The following is an 18,608-nucleotide window of genomic DNA, read 5'->3' as shown; positions in this document are numbered from 1 at the left end:
CGGGCATCAGGAGAAAGGTTTTCCAGACGACGTCGTGTCGGAGGGGTAACGCTTGTCGCTGCTCGCCTCGTTGCGAGCGTCGAGCCAGTCCCGCTTCTCACCCAGCTTGATCTCCAAGCCCCGCGGCACTGGCCGGTAATAACGTACGTTAGAAAGGGCTTCCGGTAAATAGGCTTCACCGGCGGCGAAAGCATCCGGCTCATCGTGAGCGTAACGGTACTCCTTGCCGTGGCCCATGGATTTGAGCAGCGATGTCGGTGCATTACGCAGATGCACCGGCACCTCGTAATCCGGCTGTTTGCGGATATCGGCCATACACTGGTTGTAGGCGTTGTATACGGCGTTGCTTTTGGGCGCCAGGGCGAGATAGGTGACGGCCTGGGCCAACGCCAGCTCGCCTTCCGGAGAGCCCAGACGCTCCTGCGTATCCCAGGCATCCAGGGTCAGGCGGAGGGCTCGGGGATCAGCATTGCCGATATCTTCGCTGGCGATCCGTACCAGCCGGCGTGCGACATAAACCGGGTCGCAACCGCCGTCGAGCATGCGGCACATCCAGTACAGGGAGCCATCCGGATCCGAGCCTCTTACCGATTTGTGCAACGCGGAAATCTGGTCGTAAAAGACGTCGCCCCCTTTATCGAAGCGGCGCAGGCTGGACTGCATGACCTGCTCGAGCACCTGTTCGGTCAATTCGGCCACATCATCAGCACCCGGTTCGGCCAAATCGGATGCGACCTCAAGGATATTCAGGGCGCGCCGGGCATCCCCATCGGCGGCCGCTGCGATCATTTCCAACAAGTGATCAGGCACCCGAAGCTGGCCATTCAGACCGCTCTCACTCTCCAGGGCGCGCCGCAGCAACCCGATAAGCTCATCCGGTTGCAAGTGCTTGAGCACATAGACTCGCGTGCGAGATAGCAATGCACTGTTGAGCTCAAAGGAAGGGTTCTCGGTGGTGGCGCCGACAAAAATAACAGTGCCATCTTCGATATGGGGCAGGAAGGCGTCTTGCTGGCTCTTGTTGAAGCGGTGGACCTCGTCGACAAACAGCAGGGTGTCCCGCCCTTCAACCTGCTTTCGATGGCGAGCCCGCTCGACCGCTTCCCGGATATCCTTAACCCCGCTGAGAACGGCGGAGAGGCTTTCGAATGTAATCTCTGCGGTGTCGGCGAGGAGCTTGGCGAACGTGGTTTTGCCGACACCCGGCGGCCCCCAGAGAATCATCGAGTGCAGTTGCCCGTCCTCAACCGCCCTGCGCAATGGCTTGCCGGGACCAACCAGGTGTTGCTGGCCGGCATAGTGCGCCAAGGTGAGCGGCCGCATCCGCGCGGCAAGGGGTTGGAAGCCCCGGGCTTCTTCGAACAGGCCGCTCTGCATTACTGGCCGCTCGTGATGACGTCCACCGAGTCCGGGTAGTCAATGTCAAACACGTCAGACGCTACCGGCTCGTTGACTTTCACGCTTTGGAAACTAAGTACACTGACCTGATCCAGAGAATCCCGCAGCCGCATTTCCGACAATACGCCATCGCGGAAACGTAACCGCAGCGACAGGAACAGCGAGTCCGGATTCTTCGGTTCAAGAATGAATTCCTCACCCATAGAAGCACCGTCCGGACGCGTCACCCGATAAGCCTCTTCAAGGTGATCGACCTGACCGCTGAGCAATAACGCCGGTGTCGAGGTCATCTGCTCATCCATCGGCTTGACGGTGACCTGCTCTAGGTCGGGGTCATAGACTTCGACTTTCTCTCCATCGGCAACGATGATTTGGGCAAACGGGCTTTCCGATTTCCAAAAGAACATGCCCGGTCGCTTGGCCTTCAGTTGCCCGCGGGATTCCTGCACTTTGCTACCCGAGCCATCGACGACCACCTGAATGAATTCCGCCTGGTAGCTGCGATATTGCTTAAGCTTCTCGGCCAACGCCTGAGTTGCAGCGGTATCCGCCCAGGACATCGAAGCCAGAGCAAAGGACAACGCTATCACGCCGATAAAACGGCTCAGAATCTTGTTCATGCGCACAGACAACTCCTAATCTCGCGGGGGGGGTGGCGCCAAGACTTCGCGGGCGCCGTTGTTGCCGGCCGGGCTGACCACGCCGGAGGCTTCCATCGCCTCGACTAGATTGGCCGCCCGGTTATAGCCAATCTTGAATTTACGCTGTACCGAGGAAATCGATACCCGGCGACCTTCGGTAACGAACGCCACCGCTTCGTCATAGAGGGCGTCGCCCTCGCTATCGCCGCCGCCTTCGGACAGGCTTGGGACGCCGGGCAGGCTCTCGCCTTCGGCGCCACTCAATACATCGTCGACATAGATGGGCTCGCCACGTTCCTTCCAGGCTTTAACGATACGATGGACCTCATCGTCGTCGACGAAGGCGCCATGCACACGCACCGGCAGGCCGGAGCCGGGCGGCAAATACAGCATGTCGCCGTGACCCAGAAGCTGTTCCGCCCCGCCCTGGTCGAGAACGGTACGCGAGTCGATTTTAGACTGGACCGAGAACGACATACGCGTGGGAATGTTCGCTTTGATCAGACCGGTGATAACGTCGACGGAGGGACGCTGGGTCGCCAGAATCAAGTGGATGCCGGCCGCCCTCGCCTTCTGAGCGATCCGTGCAATCAGCTCTTCCACCTTTTTGCCGACGATCATCATCATATCGGCGAATTCGTCGATGACGACTACGATAAACGGTAGTGCTTCCAGTTCTGGCCGAGCCTGCTCGTCATTGTTCAGATACTCGTCCGGCTTCCAAATCGGGTCCAGGATGGGTTCTCCGGCTTCAGCGGCCTCTTTGACCTTGCGGTTGTAACCCGCCAAGTTACGTACACCGAGAGCCGCCATCAGGCGGTAGCGACGCTCCATTTCCGCCACGCACCAACGCAAACCGTTGGCCGCCTCTTTCATGTCCGTCACGACCGGTGCCAGCAAATGCGGGATCCCGTCGTAGATGCTGAGCTCAAGCATCTTGGGATCCACCATAATGAAACGCACTTCGTCCGGGGTGGCTTTGAGCAACATGCTCAGAATCATGGCGTTGACGCCCACCGACTTACCGGAACCGGTCGTCCCCGCCACCAACAGGTGCGGCATCTTGGCCAAGTTGGCCGTCATCGGGTTCCCGCCGATATCGTTCCCCAGGGCCAGGGTCAACGGCGAAGACGATTCTTCGTAGGTTTTCGACGAGAGGACTTCGCGCAGACGCACCATCTCCCGTTCTTCGTTGGGAATTTCGATACCGACCACCGATTTGCCCGGTATTACTTCAACAACCCGCACGCTGATCACGGCCAGTGACCGCGCCAAGTCCTTCGCTAGATTCGAGATACGACTGACCTTAACCCCGGGCGCAGGCTTGATCTCGAACCGGGTGATAACCGGACCGGGATTCACCTCGACGACCTCGACGCTGACACCGAAGTCCGACAGTTTCTCCTCGAGCAACTGCGACATGTGCTCCAGGGACTCTTTGGAATAGCCCTTCTTTTTGTTGGGATCCGGTGGATCGAGCAAGGTCAGAGGCGGAATCGGACTATCGATATCGTCGAACAACGAGGGCTGGCGATCCTTATCGGATGCCTTGGACGCTTCTTCCTTGCGTTTAAATGGCGAAATGCGCACTGAACGCGTATCCGGCTCAGTATTCTGGGGCTTAGTTACCGGCTTACTCTCGGACTTATTCTCGGGCTTCGCAGCTGGCCGGTGAACCGATTCCGTTGCCGAAAATCCACCATCGATGGGGGTGTCGAAATGTTGGGTGTTAGCCAGGCCATCGACACTCGGTTCGATACGCGCCGGCAGGGGTTCGGCCACGAAATCCGGCGACCCTGTGCGCCGAAAAAGGCCTTTGACACGCGTCAGCAAGGAAGGCTTATCTTCCCCAAGCGCCCTCTCACTCACGACAGGGGGTTCACGGCGCGGCTCAGGGGGTGCTTTAGCTTCTGGCTTCGCTGCTTTTGGCTGGTCACCGGCATCGTCGCGCGTATCAAACTGGGTTTTGACCCAATCTGCCAGCTGCAAGGTACTGCTGCCTAGCATATCCATTAGACGAAACCACGACAGTCCAATAAAAACTGTCAAGGCAAACAGGAAGATGGCCACCAATAGCAGCGTCGCAGCAGGCAGATTGAAGGCACCGACCATGGCTTGGGAGACTTCCCTGCCAAGCACCCCGCCGGCACTGGAATCCAGACCCATGATGGAATACATCGACAACAGGCTGGTTGAACTTAACAAAATTAGTAAGAAACCGCCGAAACGGAGGGCGAATAGCGGCCAATGAAGATCAAGCGGATCGTTGCGGTGCTTGACCAGCAAAAAAGCATAGAATCCCACCATGGCGGGAAACAGGAAGCCCATCAGGCCAAAGAATTCGGTGAGCAAACTCGCAATCCAGGCACCGGTTCTGCCCGCGTAATTGGTGACCTGCTCTCCATGGCTGACGCTGACCCACCCTGGATCGGCTGGACTAAAGGTTACCAACGCCATCATCAGGTAAATACACAGGGCCACAAGTGCAATGAGCGCGCCCTCACGACCACCCTGGGCCAACAAGTTGCGGAAGCGCTGCTGCTTCTCTGTCAGCTGAGTTTCTTTATTAGCTTTCTTACGTTCGGACATTGACTGGCTACGGCTCATCTCGGAGCAGGCTTCCCCTTTCGGTTGTTGTCGCCTCAGCGCGTGGTTATTACCGCCTCAGTGCGTCTAACCCACGGGATAAATCGGCCTTGAGATCCTCGATATCCTCAAGTCCCACTGATACACGAATCAGATTTTCCGTAATACCGGCCTGCTCCTTGTCTTCTGGCGAAAGACGGCCGTGCGTGGTGGTTGCCGGATGGGTGATGGTACTTTTCACATCCCCCAGGTTTGCCGTGATTGAGATGATTTGTGTTGCATCGATGACTTGCCAGGCAGCTTCGCGACCACCGTTCACCTGGAACGATACGACGCCACCGAAACCTTTCTGTTGACGCTTAGCCAGAGCATGCTGCGGATGAGTCGCCAGCCCGGCGTAGAACACCTTCTCGATCGACGGGTGCTGCTCCAGCCACTGGGCCAACTCTAGCGCACTCGCACAATGGGCTCGCATACGGATTGGTAAGGTTTCCAGCCCCTTGAGGAAGACCCAGGCATTGAATGGACTCAGTGTCGGGCCCGCAGAGCGAAGGAAGCCATATACCTCTTCCATCAGTTTGTCCGGCCCGATCACTACGCCGCCAATGCAGCGGCCCTGACCATCCAGATATTTGGTGGCGGAATGGATGACAATATCCGCGCCCAGCTCAAACGGGCGCTGAAGCACCGGCGTGCAAAAGCAGTTGTCCACCACGAATAAGGCATCGTTGCGGTGCGCCAGATCAGCCAGCGCCTGCAAATCCGCAACCTCGCAAAGGGGGTTAGACGGCGTCTCCAGGAACAGCAGCTTGGTTTCAGGCCGGATCGCAGCGGACCAAGCGTCGATATCGGTGAGCCCCACAAAGGTGGTGTCGACGCCGAAGCGGGCCAGATACTTCTGAAACAGCACGTTGGTGGTGCCGAACACGCCGCGGGAACAGACCACATGGTCGCCGCTTTGCAACAGCGCCATACAGGTACTAAGAATCGCCGCCATGCCGGACGCGGTCGCTACCGCCCGCTCACCACCTTCCATGGCTGCAATCCGTGCCTCGAACGCCTGCACCGTGGGGTTAGTGAAACGGGAATAGATATTGCCCGGCTCATCGCCACTAAACCGCGCCGCGGCCTGGGCGGCACTGCCATAAACGAAGCTGGAGGTCGGGAAAATCGCATCACTGTGTTCGAGCTGCTCGGTACGAACCTGCCCTGCCCTCACGGCCAGTGTATCGACTGACACGCCTTCGAGATCAGACTCGGGAATACGTACGTGCTCGTCGCGTATCTTGGTCATCAGCTACCGCCCTGTCGTTCAGTCTTCGTCATTATGCAGATCAATGATGCCATTGTCCGTGGACATCCCGGGATTCTTCTTTGCCTTCCCGCTCTCGCTACGCTGATCTTCCAGATTAGCCAGATAGGTCGCATCGATGTCGCCGGTGATGTAGTTGCCATCGAACACGGAGCATTCCCAGGCTTCGATCTCCGGGTTTACGTCACTGACGCAGGTAATGAGATCTTCGAGATCCTGGTAGATCAGCCAGTCCGCCCCGATCAGCTCCTGAATTTCCTGAACGGTGCGTCCATGGGCAATCAACTCGCGGGCCGCGGGCATATCGATACCATAAACGTTGGGATAACGCACCGGGGGCGCCGCCGAGGCAAAATACACTTTGCGCGCGCCGGCATCCCGAGCCATCTGCACAATTTCCTCGCATGTGGTGCCGCGCACAATGGAGTCGTCCACGAGCATCACATTTTTATCCTTGAACTCCAGATCTATGGGGTTCAGTTTCTGTCGCACGGACTTCTTGCGCATTTTTTGGCCCGGCATAATAAACGTCCGGCCGATATAACGATTCTTGATAAAACCTTCGCGGAATTTAACCCCTAGCCGGTGGGCCATCTGCATGGCCGATGTACGGCTAGTATCCGGGATCGGCATGACCACGTCGATATCGTGCTCCGGACACTCCCGCAACACTTTATCGGCCAGCGTTTCGCCCATACGCAGGCGAGCCTTGTAGACGGAGACCTTGTCCAAGATGGTATCCGGTCGCGCAAAGTAGACGTGCTCGAAAATACACGGGATCAGGTGTGGATTGGGCGCACATTGCTGAGTATAGAGCGTGCCATCGGTTTCAATGTAGACCGCCTCGCCCGGCGCGATATCCCGCACCAGTTTGAAACCGGCAGCACTCAACGCCACGCTTTCAGACGCAATCATGTATTCCTTCCCAGCGCCGGTCTCGCGTACGCCATAACAGGCCGGACGGATACCGTTGGGATCGCGGAATCCGACGATGCCGTAGCCGGTGATCATCGCAATCGCCGCATAAGCACCGCGACAACGCGCATGGACCGCACTGACCGCCGCAAAGATCTCTTCTTTGGTCGGTGTCAACTTGCCCAGCTTCTGCAACTCGTGGGCAAACACGTTGAGCAGGACTTCCGAGTCGGAATTGGTATTGATATGGCGCAGATCGGTACGGAACAAGTCTCGACTGAGCTCATCGGCATTGGTGAGATTGCCGTTGTGGGCCAGCGTAATCCCGTAAGGGCTATTCACGTAGAACGGCTGCGCTTCAGCCGAACTGGCACTGCCGGCCGTTGGATAGCGCACATGGCCAATGCCCACGTTTCCTGCCAGACGCCGCATGTGGCGAGTGCGAAAAACATCCCGCACCAAGCCATTATCTTTGCGCAGGTTAAAGCGCTCATCCTGGAAAGTTACAATGCCGGCCGCATCCTGCCCCCGGTGTTGAAGGACCGTCAACGCATCATAAAGCGTCTGGTTGACGTTTGAGGTACTTACGATACCGACAATGCCACACATGTAGGGAACCTCTGATCAAGTCTATTGGCGATTCTGGATCGTCCTGAAAGCCGGAATCAAGGCGCGGCTTCGCAGGAAGGCTGGTTGCCTTTCAAGAAGGCGCAACGCGGAATCCGGCTTTCAGGACGATCCCCTACGGGCAAGCCTTGAGGGCCTTCCTGGACGGCGTTGCGAATCTTGGCGATGGCATGGGCCATTCCCAGCGATTCGCGCTGTTCTGATAAATGAGAGCAGGAAGGCCCTCAAGGCGTGCAGAATCGCCAATAGACTTGATCAGAGGTTCCATTTACTTCTCCAGTACAGATAGCTTGACGCCGTCCACTGCAGACTGAGGCTGCAGCTGGCCCGCTGTCGCTGAGTCAGCGTCCGCCGGGCCGAGAAAACGCTCGAATTCGTCGCCCAGCATGCGCCGGGACCACTGCTCGACAACCGCCAGGCGACTAATCATCACCGATTTCTGCCACCAGGTATCCTGGGACAATGGCGTATAACGCACAAATGCGATGGCGACAATCACCACCAATAGGCCCCTCAACAAGCCGAAGCCCATTCCCAACACACGATCGGTTGCGGACAGGCCCGTCGCCTTAACCAATTGGCCAATCATATTATTGATGACGGCGCCGACGATGAGGGTACCAAAAAACAGGATCGCAAACGCAGCAATCAAACGCACCAGCGGGGTCTCGACCGTACTCTCGAGCAGGGATTGCATTTGCGGATGGAAAGCGCGCGCGATAATGAAGGCGCCGATCCAGGTGACCAGGGAAAGCGCCTCCCTGACGAACCCACGCTTCAGGCTGATCAGGGTCGAAACAGCAATAAGGGTAATGATGACCCAGTCAATCCAGATCAGCGCGTTCATGGTCGACCCAACAAGGAAATTCGGAAGCGCGAATTCTATCAGGAAACAGGGTCGCGCCAAACCTTGCAGAACAAAACCACTACACGTCTATCGAACCAATCTACGCATCTCAGGACCGATAGGGGCACCCTGCAGCTCAGGTATGGGAAGCGGGCGGGCTACTGATCGCCTTCCATCACCAAGCTGTTCAGGGAAAACGACTTATCCAGCCGGGACTTGGCAGAGAGCGCCTCGTTCTCGCTGACAAAAGGACCGGAAAACACGCGAGTCAGCGTCATATCGCCGCGTTCGATACTTTGCGTGTACGCCGCATAGCCCTTTTCGCGGACCTTGTTGCGCAGCCGGAGAGCATTGTCGGCGTTGCCGAAGCTTCCCAGCTGAACCAGCCAGGCGCCCTCAAGGGCCCGTGCATACTCGGGGTTGTCACCCTCTGAACCACCAGGCTGGCTCTCGGTGACCCTTGGCTGATTGGCCGCCGATGCGGGCTTTGGCGCCGGCTCGGGTGTAGCCGCGGTGCGTTCGGGTTTCGGAGCAGGTTTAGGTTGCGGTTCCGCCACCGGCTCGCGCGACTCCGTGTTAACCGCTGGCGCTTGCTGCGGCTCACTGAGGGTTTGCGGGGGTTCAGCTACAGGCTGTTCTTCCATCGTAAAAGAGGGTGGCTCTTCCACCGGAGCCGGCTGATCAGCGGGCTCAGGGACGTCAACGGATGGGAAAGCAGGTTCTTCGGGCAACTCGATGGTGCGAGTGGAACGCTCGGTATGCGGTTCGTCGAACAACATCGGAACAAAGATGACGGCGAGTGAAATCAGCACGAGGGCGCCAACAATACGCTGTTTCAATCCATCCACAGGAAACTGTCCTCTGCGTTGGGGGGAGATTCTGACCGGATACTAACGTCAGCGGCTATGGAACTCAAAGCCCCATAGTCACAATGAATGAACTTTAAGAATGCGTTGGGTATCTAGCAATTAAGCGAGCTTCTCGCTTCCGAGACCGTAAAAAACGAGCCGAAAACCAGAATACAATCTTTTGGATCGGCGTCGGCACGGGCTTGAGCCAAAGCCGCGGCTACGCTCGTCGCCATGACCATGGTCTCGGCAACGGACGATACGTCCTGGGCCCGCCGATGCAAGCTATCGCGATCCAACCCACGAGGCACGCTCAGCGGTGCGAGATACCAGTCGTCCACCACCGGCGCCATCGCTCGCAGCACGCCACCGGAATCCTTGTCCTCCAGACATGCGTAAACCGCTTTTATGCGGCCCTCGACCCCGAGTGCTTCGACACGTTGCCGCAACCATTGAGCGGCATGCGGATTATGACCCACGTCGATAATGATTCGGGGCGCGTCGGCCACTTGCTCAAAGCGCCCGGGTACCCGCACCCGCGTCAATGTGTGTTCTATACGCGAGTCGGCCTCATCAGGCTGGAGCAACCGAAACGCTTGCACGGCCGCCGCCAAACTGTGTTCAGGTAAGCCGTTGTCCGGCAAACGGAACGCCCAATGGCCCCCGGCATCGGTTACCACGCGGCTGCCCTGCTCGCCTTCAACCAGGCGATACTGCTCGCCCAACCGGTAGCAATCAACGCCCTGGGCGGCTATTTGTTGAAGTACCGAACGCGGCGGCTCCAAATCACCGTAGACTGCTTTCTGGCCGTGACGGAGAATTCCCGCTTTTTCGTAGCCAATGGTGTCACGGTCTTCACCCAACCAAGCCGTATGGTCCAGATCGACAGACGTGATGATGGCCAGGTCAGCATCCAGTACATTAACGGCATCCAGCCGTCCACCCAGGCCGACCTCAAGGAGCCAGTCATCCAATCCCGCCCGGTCGAACAGCACGAAAGCGGCTAGGGTGCCAAACTCGAAATAAGTCAGGCTCACCGACTTTCGCGCATGTTCTACGGCTTCGAAAGCCGCAACCAACTCATTGTCGGATACATCCACACCGTTGATACGAATGCGCTCGTTGTAGTGCTGAAGGTGAGGAGACGTATAAGCGCCAACAGCGCGATCACTGGCCAGCAGAAGCTGCTCCAGCGCCGCTACGGTCGTTCCCTTGCCGTTGGTACCACCGACAGTGACGATTCGAGCCCCCGGATGCCTCGGAAAAAGCCGACGCAGTACCATAAGCACGCGATCGAGTCCGAGGTCGATCTCTTTCGGGTGGAGCGCTTCAAGATAATCGAGCCACTGATCGACAGTGGCTCCGGTTTCAGGCGCCTGTAGCATCGGGGGCTTGAGCTTCTTCTTCCTCGCCCTCGGAATCGAGCACGATGGCCGCTTCCGGCGCCGGCGCGTCCTGACCAGTGAACTTGGCCAACTGGGAGACAATGCGGAAACGCATATCGTGCCTGTGAACAATCATGTCGATGGCGCCGTGCTCCAGCAGGAACTCGCTACGCTGGAAACCTTCCGGCAGCTTTTCACGCACGGTTTGCTCAATGACACGCGGACCGGCGAAGCCGATTAGCGCATAAGGCTCGGCGATATTCAGGTCGCCCAACATCGCCAAACTGGCGGACACACCGCCGAAAACCGGATCCGTAAGCACCGAGATAAAGGGTACGCCCGCTTGCTTCATGCGCTCCAGCGCCGCTGCCGTTTTGGCCATCTGCATCAACGAAAGAATAGCCTCCTGCATCCGGGCGCCGCCACTGGCGGAAAAGCAAACCAACGGAATACGTTCCTCCAGGGCGACATTGGCAGCGCGCACGAACTTCTCGCCCACGACCTGCCCCATGGAGCCGCCCAGGAAGTTGAATTCGAACGCGCAGGCCACGAGCGGCAGATCCAGGGTACGCCCCCGCATTACGACCAGCGCGTCCTTCTCTCCGGTCGCCTTCTGATTCTGCGACAGCCGGTCTTTGTATCGCTTGCTGTCCTTGAACTTCAGGCGGTCCCAGGGCTCCAGGTCATTCGCAATTTCCTCTCGGCCATCGGCGTCGAGAAAAATATCGAGACGACGACGCGCTGTAACCCGTAAGTGGTGGGAGCACTTCGGGCAGACATCGAGGTTCTTGTCCAGCTCTGGCTTATAGAGGAAGCCGCCACATTTAGGGCACTTTTTCCACAATCCCTCGGGTACGCTGGTTCTCTGCTTGGAATCCGAGCGAATCATGCTCGGCATGATCTTATCCAGCCAGTTACTCATGCTGTCATCCTATTCATATGTGTCTACTGGCGCGGTTGGACGTCAGGAGGCCAGTTCGTCCAAGGCTTCGCGCATCGGCCGCAGGAGTTTGGCGAGCGCCGCTTTTAGCGCTTCGATATCCTCCTGATTTTTGGCAATTGTATCGACCAGAACGCTGCCCACAATTACACCATCGGATACCCGGCCGACCGCAGCGGCGGTTTCCGCATCGCGAATGCCAAAACCAACGCCCACCGGCAGGGCCGTCAGGGAATGAATGCGTTTCACGTTCTCGGCGACGTCGTCGACATCGATGCGCGCTGCGCCGGTCACACCCTTGAATGAAACATAGTAGACGTAGCCGGAACTGTGACTACTAATTGCTCGAATCCGGTCATCCGTCGTCGTGGGTGCCAGCAAGAAAATAGCATCCAGGCCACGCTCGGTGAACAAAGGCGCCACCTCGTCAGCTTCCTCTGGCGGCAGGTCTACCGTCAGCACACCATCCACACCGGACGATTTAGCGGCGTCGGCAAAGGCAGTGTAGCCCATGGCTTCGATTGGGTTGAGGTAACCCATCAGCACGACTGGCGTGTCAGGGTCCCGAGTGCGGAATGTCTCGACCATCTTGAGCACCTGGCGCAAGGACGTCCCATGTTTGAGCGAACGTTCGCAGGCCAGTGCAATCACCGGACCGTCAGCCATGGGATCGGAGAATGGCACACCCAGCTCGATGATGTCGGCTCCAGCGCCCACCAGGGTATGCATCAGGTCCACAGTGACCTCCGGATGGGGATCGCCTGCGGTAATATAGGGAATCAGCGCCTTGCGTCCCTGCCCTTTCAATCGTTTCAGTACAGCCTCAATACGACTCATGCGATGCCCCGACTCCCGTTAAACCTCGATGCCATCAAGCTTGGCGATGGTGTGAATGTCTTTGTCGCCACGGCCGGAGACATTAATAACCAGCATTTGGTCTTTGTGCATCGTGGCTGCAAGCTTGGTGGCATAGGCCACCGCGTGGGCTGACTCAAGCGCCGGCATAATACCCTCTACCCGGGTCAGTTGCCGGAAGCCGGCAAGCGCCTCATCGTCGGTTATCGTAACGTACTGGGCACGACCGATATCCTTGAGCCAGCTATGTTCCGGACCCACGCCCGGGTAATCCAGGCCGGCGCTTACCGAATGGGTGCCGGCGATCTGGCCATTTTCATCTTCCATCAGGTAGGTGCGATTACCGTGAAGTACGCCGGGGCGGCCGGCAGACAAGGGCGCGGCATGGCGGCCACTTTCAAGGCCGAGTCCGCCCGCTTCCACGCCATACATCTCGACCGATTCGTCTGTCAGGAAGGGATAGAACATACCGATCGCGTTGGAGCCGCCACCGACACAGGCCACCAGCGCATCCGGCAACTTGCCCGCTTTCTCGAGTGCCTGACGGCGGGTCTCGCGACCGATGACCGCCTGGAAATCACGCACTAACAGCGGATACGGGTGTGGCCCGGCTACCGTGCCGATGATGTAAAAGGTATCGTCGACATGGGTCACCCAGTCACGCATGGCATCGTTCATGGCGTCTTTGAGGGTTCGCGTGCCGCTTTCCACCGGATGAACTTCTGCGCCAAGCAGTTTCATCCGATAAACGTTCAGCGACTGACGCTGGACGTCTTCGGCGCCCATGAACACATGGCACTCGAGTCCCAGCCGGGCGCAGACGGTGGCCGTCGCTACCCCATGTTGGCCGGCACCGGTTTCGGCGATGACGCGCTTTTTGCCGAGGAAGCTGGCCAGCAAAGCCTGACCAATCGTGTTGTTCACCTTGTGGGCGCCGGTGTGATTGAGATCTTCGCGCTTGAGCCAGATCTGCGCTCCACCGGTTTCGCGCGTCAAGCGCTCGGCAAAATAGAGAGGGCTGGGCCGACCAACGTAATCAGCCAGATCCTTATCGAATTGCGCCTGGAATTCGGGATCGTCCCGCAGCTTGAGATATTCTCGTTCCAGCTGCATCAGCGAGTCCATCAGGGTTTCCGACACAAAGCGCCCGCCGTAGGCGCCAAAGTGGCCGCGGCTGTCAGGCAATGAACGGAGCATTTCTTCAGTCAGCTTAACCGACACGATTCACCTCTCTGATAAATTCGATTATCCGGGATGCATCCTTGATCCCCTTCTCGCGCTCGACGCCACCGCTTACGTCCACGGCCCAGGGCCTAACGGCCGCCACGGCGGCAGCCACGTTAGCAGAGTTGAGACCACCGGCCAATATAAGGGGCCGCGGGCGCTCTTGAGGGATCAAGGACCAATCGAAGATCTGGCCAGTCCCGCCATATTTTTTGGGGTCGTAGGCGTCCACTAACAGGCCGGACGCATCCGGGTACACACGGTAGGCTGACGGCACGTCCTCCATATCCCGGACACGGACCGCCTTGAGCCAACGCTGATGGAACTGGGCGCAGAATGAACTGGGTTCGTCCCCATGAAACTGCAGCAAGCCGATGCCTACTTCGTCTATCACGGTACGAACCAGGTCGGGATCCGGGTTAACGAACAGGCCCACCGCTTCAACGAACGGCGGTAAGGCGCGAACGATTCGAGCCGCTTGCTCAACGTCGACGGCACGAGGGCTCGGAGGGTAGAACACAAGCCCAATGGCATCGGCCCCCGCTTCAACAGCCTGAACCGCATCCTCTATGCGCGTGATCCCGCATATTTTAACTCGGGTTCTCATGACTCGGCGCTCTTGGATTTCCTGAATACCGGTCCGCGGACCAGGGCCTGTTGTTCGGGCGTAAACCAGGGCTGCATGAATTCCGGACCTGGCGCCTCTTCAGGAATGCCCGAGCCCTCCGGATAGGTCACGTTGACCAAATACAATCCTTGGGCGGGTGCGGTGATATCCGCTCGACGCCGGTCTCTTTCTTCCAGTATCTCACGAATCCAGGTTTCCGGCTGCTTGCCATTGCCGACCGCCATCAGTGCTCCGGCGATGTTGCGCACCATATGGTGCAAAAACGCGTTAGCCTGGATATCGATGACCACGAAATCCCGGTGCCGGCTCACACGCACGAAGTGGACGTTACGAGTCGGCGTTCTGGACTGACAGCCCGCTGCGCGAAAGGAGGTGAAATCGTGCTCACCCACCAACGCCTGAGCAGCTCGATGCATACGCTCGACATCCAGCGTACGGAATGTCCAGGCCACTTGATTCCTCAGTATGCCGGGACGAACCTGGTGGTTAAAGATCACGTAGCGATAGCGGCGACTGACGGCGGAAAAGCGTGCATGGAAGTCATCGGCCACCGTCCCGACCCACCGCACGCCAATGTCGAAAGGGAGCGCGGTGTTAATGCCCATAACCCAAGAACGAAAGCTGCGCTTGACCGAAGTATGGAAATGGACGACCTGGGCCGAGGCGTGTACACCCGCGTCCGTGCGGCCGGCACAGACCAGATCCACATCGTGATTGGCAACCTTTGCGACGGCCTTCTGGAGCTCGCCTTCGACGGCGCGAACGTTAGACTTCTGCATTTGCCAACCATGAAAGGCAGCGCCGTCATATTCGAACATTAAGGCAACGCGGCCCTCACCGATCAAGGCGTCTTGGTTAAAATCGTCAAACGTAGGTAACAACGTAGTTCGATCCGTTTGTGAAATGCCGCAAACAAAAACGCCGGAAGTGTGATCACCTCCGGCGTTCAGACGAGGCCTCTGGCTGTGCCGAGAGGCCAATCATTATAACGGATTAGGCCAGGTTTTTAAGTAAGTCCTGCGCTTCTACCTTTTGGCCTTCGTCGCCCTCGATAGCGACCTCCTCCAGAATGTCGCGTGCGCCGTCGGCGTCGCCCATTTCAATGTAGGCCCGCGCCAGATCCAGCTTGGTCGCGGCCTCATCGGTACCGGAGAGGAAATCGAAATCATCTTCGTCATCGAGTGCGGCTTCATCAAACTCCGTAGCGCCCGGCGCTGCGTCCTTTGGCTTATCCACCTGACCAGCGTCGCTTGAATCCAACGATTCCTCAGCCGTCGGAATCTCGTCTTCGTCCTGAGACTCCAGCGAATCTTCCAGACCAAGCTCTTCATCAAGCTCGGGAATGTCGTCGTCAGCCTGCTCGTCGATACTGGCGGTATCCCGTGAGCCTTCTGACACTTCTTCCATCAGCGCCAGGTCCTCATCGGAGACGTCCAGCTCAAGCTCATCCAGCGTGTCGGTTTCCGACTCGGAAGGCTCGGTTTCGTCCGCAGTTTCACTGGCCACTTTCTCCAGCTCTGCATCCAGGTCATCAAGGAACGATTCGTCGAGATTGCCAGCATCGTCGGTGGCAAGCTCCGGCTCCTCATCGAGCGACGGCAGCTCATCGTCACTGGTTGCGCGACCATCCGCTTGCGTCGGCTCGAGCTGATCGGATTCCTCGTTCAGGAAAGCGTCGTCGAGTTCCAGGGAGCCAAAATCATCTTCGGCCAGCTCAGAGGACTCGAACTCATCCTCAGGCTCTTCGTCCAGATCGAAATTGATATCCAGCTCCTCCGATTCCGTTGCTGACTCGAATGCCTCGATTTGGGCTTCCGGATCATCAACATCTTTCGACTCAATATTTTCCTCGTCCAGGTCGAGTTCGGAGATGTCGTATTCAATCGGCGCGTCGGCGCTCTTCTCATCGATGTTCTTCTGGCCGGCATCTCCAAGATCATCCTGCGCCAGCGCCTGATCATCCAGTTCCAGGTCATTCAGTTCGGCGTCGTCCAAACCGAAATCGTTGGCAGTGTCCTCGGCTTCCCTTGCGGAGGACGCCTCGGAGGTGCGACCGAAAAAGTCTTCATCTTCACGAGTGGCAGACTCGGAATCCAGATTGGCGAACGTCTGATCAAAGGAATAGGGATCGCTTTCCGGTGCCGAATCAACTTCGGATGTCGCGGATGTGGAGCGGAGCTGGGATTCCAAGTCATCGATACTAGGCATCGATTCAGCTTCTTCCAGTCGCTCGCGCAAGGCCTGGGCTTCCACCATGGCCGCTTCATCATCAAGCGCTTCCAGCTCGCCGTACTGTTTTTCAAAAGCAGCACGATCTTCGCTTTCAGCGTAAACGGCGAGCAATTTAAGTCGAAGGTCGCTTCTACTCGGTTCGCGGGAAATCGCGGATTCGAGCGTTTCCGCTGCCTGATCGTGGCGGCCATACGCAATATAGGCATCGGCCTCTGCCAGAGCATCTTTCTCTTCGCCACTCGCCGATTGACTTCCCTCACCGCTCAGATCGATCGACTCATTGTCAAAATCGGATTCGGATTCGGCATTCAACTGATCGTAGAATGCTTTTTCGCGGTTCGCGTTGCGTCGAGCGACCAAAGCAAGGAGAAGCAGAAGAAGAACCGCGCCCCCACCCGCAACCAGTTGGTACAGGCGGTTGGTCTTGAGTTCCTCGATCAGGTTACCGAAGAAACCCCGATCCGCCGCAGGCTGCGTAGGTTCGGATTCCTGCGTCGTAGCAGGTTCGGCCGGAGCCGGCTGCTCGACAGCAGGTTCAGGTGCGTCTCCCCGAGCCTGCTCGCCCGTCGCCTGTTGTTCGTCGGAAGACGATTCAGCAGACATGGGCTGCTCAGCCATTTCGCTTTGAGCATCTTGTTCATCCGGGGCTTCCGTTACACCGGTATCACCTTCGGTAGTCGCTGCATCACCTCCAGCCACACCCGCATCGCCTTCAGTTCCGGTAGCGCCGTCTTCAGCTCCGGTAGCACCAACTTCAGCTCCGGTAGCACCATCTTCTTCACCGACCGGCTGACCCTCTTCGAGTGTCCTAGCGTTGGTTTCGTTGACCTGAGCCGCCTCGTCGGATGCGCCCTCGCCGTCGGAACCTGCAGCCGTTACCGTATCGGATTCGCCATCGGCAGCTTCATCAATTGCGGAATCTGAACCCTCTGCCGAAGGTTCGGAAGGCTCGGTGCCTTCGTCACCGGCCGTCGACGCCTGATTGTCCGCAGGCGCTTGTGCAGATTCAGCCTGAAGCTCGGCCAATTGCGAGTTCTTCAACTCGACCAGACGCTGCATGGTCGCCAGTTGAGCCTGGAGATCCTCCACCCTGGAGTTGAGCTCCTCGTTCTCGCGCCGGGACTGATCCAGTTGCTCCATGACGACAGCGGTGCTGCCCTCGGAGCCGCCGGCAACGCCCTCGGCACCGCCGGACGACGCACCATCCTCGGCACTGGTCGATTCGTCTCCAGCCACCAGACGTAGCTCGTCCTGTGGCTGAGCCTGACCTTGCTGGGCAGCCGCTGGCTGCTGCCCCGTCGCATCCACCGTAGTCGCTGGGCGCTCCGAAGCACGATTCTGAGCGGTGACTTCCTGGTAAGCCTGATCCACCGAGCGGGCATTAATCTGCTGCGCGGTGGGAATGCGCAACACCTGGCCCCGCATGAGGCGATTGATATTGTTATTCATGAACGCGTCAGGGTTGAGATCCTGTAGCGCCAGCATGACCTGCTGCGGCGTGTAGCTCGCATCAGGACGTACCTGCAGGGCAATACCCCACAGGGTGTCCGAGGCGTCTGTGGGCCCGAAGGTGCGACCCGTCTGCCCGGAGCCTGACGACTGGGTAGAGCGTGGCGCTGACGCGCGCTCGGATGGCTGGTTACCGCCTGAGCTCGACCGTGATGTCGATGTTGACGGCGCCTGTGTAGGTGCGGCTTCACCACGCTCCGCAGCATACACGGGCGGATCGAGTAGCATCGAATACTCACGCAGCAACTTTCCGCTAGGCCAAGTCACTTCGAGCAGGAAGTTCAGATAAGGTTCACGCACGGGCTGGCGGGTCGTGACATTGATCACGAGTTGCCCGTTGGGTGCGGTAATCACCTCGAACTGAAGATTGGTAAGGAAAAAGTCACGACTGACGCCGACTCGCTCGAATACTGCCGGCGGCGCCAAATTGACAAAGACCTCGTTGGGAGTTACCCCGCCGGCGTTGCGAAGCTCTATTTCCGCGTCGAGGGGTTCGTTCAGATAGGACTGAAGTTCTACTTCACCGAGCCCGAGCGCGTTAGCGACGCTTGAGCCAAGCCCTCCCACCAGAGCCAGCGCAACCGCAAGTTTGCGTACCTTCATGCTTTTTCCTTACCAGTCTCCGTTATTCGTTACTGCCGTCTTCACTTCAGACTCGACG

At 58.2% G+C, this 18,608-nt stretch carries 14 protein-coding genes; all 14 read right to left on the bottom strand.

The features are described 5' to 3' along the window. Positions 1 to 6: 6 nt before the first annotated feature. Positions 7 to 1,377 carry a replication-associated recombination protein A gene (locus FXO11_RS08955; protein WP_148862659.1) on the bottom strand — a complete coding sequence of 457 codons (1,371 nt, stop codon included), beginning with the start codon at positions 1,375 to 1,377 and terminating at the stop codon, positions 7 to 9. Then, a complete protein-coding gene (gene lolA, locus FXO11_RS08950) occupies positions 1,377 to 2,018 on the bottom strand; it encodes an outer membrane lipoprotein chaperone LolA (RefSeq protein ID WP_148862658.1) in 642 nt (213 codons plus the stop codon). Before lolA ends, FXO11_RS08955 begins: the two co-directional genes overlap by 1 nt. Positions 2,019 to 2,033: 15 nt before the next feature. Further along, a complete protein-coding gene (locus tag FXO11_RS20555; RefSeq protein WP_148864856.1) occupies positions 2,034 to 4,628 on the bottom strand; it encodes a DNA translocase FtsK in 2,595 nt (864 codons plus the stop codon). 67 nt (positions 4,629 to 4,695) lie between these two features. Further along, positions 4,696 to 5,919: an O-succinylhomoserine sulfhydrylase gene (locus tag FXO11_RS08940; protein WP_148862657.1), complete on the bottom strand. Its 1,224-nt coding sequence runs from the start codon at positions 5,917 to 5,919 to the stop codon at positions 4,696 to 4,698. Between the two features lie 18 nt (positions 5,920 to 5,937). Continuing rightward, entirely contained in the window at positions 5,938 to 7,461 is a 1,524-nt protein-coding gene (gene purF, locus FXO11_RS08935; protein WP_148862656.1) for an amidophosphoribosyltransferase, read from the bottom strand. Between the two features lie 286 nt (positions 7,462 to 7,747). Next, positions 7,748 to 8,326 (bottom strand): CvpA family protein, encoded by a 579-nt coding sequence (locus tag FXO11_RS08930; protein WP_148862655.1) that lies wholly within the window; start codon positions 8,324 to 8,326, stop codon positions 7,748 to 7,750. Positions 8,327 to 8,484: 158 nt separating this feature from the next. Further along, positions 8,485 to 9,174, bottom strand: coding sequence for an SPOR domain-containing protein (locus FXO11_RS08925; RefSeq protein WP_148862654.1), 690 nt, complete (start codon positions 9,172 to 9,174; stop codon positions 8,485 to 8,487). A 113-nt stretch (positions 9,175 to 9,287) separates the two neighbouring features. After that, entirely contained in the window at positions 9,288 to 10,559 is a 1,272-nt protein-coding gene (folC, locus tag FXO11_RS08920) for a bifunctional tetrahydrofolate synthase/dihydrofolate synthase (protein ID WP_148862653.1), read from the bottom strand. Further along, positions 10,543 to 11,481 (bottom strand): acetyl-CoA carboxylase, carboxyltransferase subunit beta, encoded by a 939-nt coding sequence (accD, locus tag FXO11_RS08915; RefSeq protein WP_148862652.1) that lies wholly within the window; start codon positions 11,479 to 11,481, stop codon positions 10,543 to 10,545. The genes folC and accD overlap by 17 nt, the downstream gene beginning before the upstream one ends. Positions 11,482 to 11,523: 42 nt before the next feature. Next, positions 11,524 to 12,336 carry a tryptophan synthase subunit alpha gene (trpA, locus tag FXO11_RS08910; RefSeq protein WP_148862651.1) on the bottom strand — a complete coding sequence of 271 codons (813 nt, stop codon included), beginning with the start codon at positions 12,334 to 12,336 and terminating at the stop codon, positions 11,524 to 11,526. Positions 12,337 to 12,354: 18 nt separating this feature from the next. Next, entirely contained in the window at positions 12,355 to 13,563 is a 1,209-nt protein-coding gene (trpB, locus tag FXO11_RS08905; protein ID WP_202980335.1) for a tryptophan synthase subunit beta, read from the bottom strand. 1 nt (position 13,564) lies between these two features. Continuing rightward, positions 13,565 to 14,185: a phosphoribosylanthranilate isomerase gene (locus FXO11_RS08900; protein ID WP_148862649.1), complete on the bottom strand. Its 621-nt coding sequence runs from the start codon at positions 14,183 to 14,185 to the stop codon at positions 13,565 to 13,567. Then, complete coding sequence (gene truA, locus FXO11_RS08895) at positions 14,182 to 15,024, bottom strand: tRNA pseudouridine(38-40) synthase TruA (RefSeq protein WP_148862648.1); 843 nt, start codon at positions 15,022 to 15,024, stop codon at positions 14,182 to 14,184. Before truA ends, FXO11_RS08900 begins: the two co-directional genes overlap by 4 nt. A 175-nt stretch (positions 15,025 to 15,199) precedes the next feature. After that, positions 15,200 to 18,550 (bottom strand): FimV/HubP family polar landmark protein, encoded by a 3,351-nt coding sequence (locus FXO11_RS08890; protein ID WP_148862647.1) that lies wholly within the window; start codon positions 18,548 to 18,550, stop codon positions 15,200 to 15,202. Positions 18,551 to 18,608: the final 58 nt, after the last annotated feature.

It is taken from the genome of Marinobacter fonticola (assembly GCF_008122265.1).
Lineage (GTDB): Bacteria > Pseudomonadota > Gammaproteobacteria > Pseudomonadales > Oleiphilaceae > Marinobacter_A > Marinobacter_A fonticola.
The sequence above is the reverse complement of the archived record's forward strand: the minus strand, read 5'-3'. Positions and strand labels throughout refer to the sequence as shown.

Coding starts and splice junctions, on each gene's coding strand:
- trpA (WP_148862651.1), bottom strand. CDS start 12,336: ATGAGTCGTATTGAGGCTGTACTGAAACGATTGAAAGGGCAGGGACGC.
- purF (WP_148862656.1), bottom strand. CDS start 7,461: ATGTGTGGCATTGTCGGTATCGTAAGTACCTCAAACGTCAACCAGACG.
- folC (WP_148862653.1), bottom strand. CDS start 10,559: ATGCTACAGGCGCCTGAAACCGGAGCCACTGTCGATCAGTGGCTCGAT.
- FXO11_RS08900 (WP_148862649.1), bottom strand. CDS start 14,185: ATGAGAACCCGAGTTAAAATATGCGGGATCACGCGCATAGAGGATGCG.
- truA (WP_148862648.1), bottom strand. CDS start 15,024: ATGTTCGAATATGACGGCGCTGCCTTTCATGGTTGGCAAATGCAGAAG.
- FXO11_RS08890 (WP_148862647.1), bottom strand. CDS start 18,550: ATGAAGGTACGCAAACTTGCGGTTGCGCTGGCTCTGGTGGGAGGGCTT.
- lolA (WP_148862658.1), bottom strand. CDS start 2,018: ATGAACAAGATTCTGAGCCGTTTTATCGGCGTGATAGCGTTGTCCTTT.
- FXO11_RS08940 (WP_148862657.1), bottom strand. CDS start 5,919: ATGACCAAGATACGCGACGAGCACGTACGTATTCCCGAGTCTGATCTC.
- FXO11_RS20555 (WP_148864856.1), bottom strand. CDS start 4,628: ATGTCCGAACGTAAGAAAGCTAATAAAGAAACTCAGCTGACAGAGAAG.
- FXO11_RS08930 (WP_148862655.1), bottom strand. CDS start 8,326: ATGAACGCGCTGATCTGGATTGACTGGGTCATCATTACCCTTATTGCT.
- accD (WP_148862652.1), bottom strand. CDS start 11,481: ATGAGTAACTGGCTGGATAAGATCATGCCGAGCATGATTCGCTCGGAT.
- FXO11_RS08955 (WP_148862659.1), bottom strand. CDS start 1,377: ATGCAGAGCGGCCTGTTCGAAGAAGCCCGGGGCTTCCAACCCCTTGCC.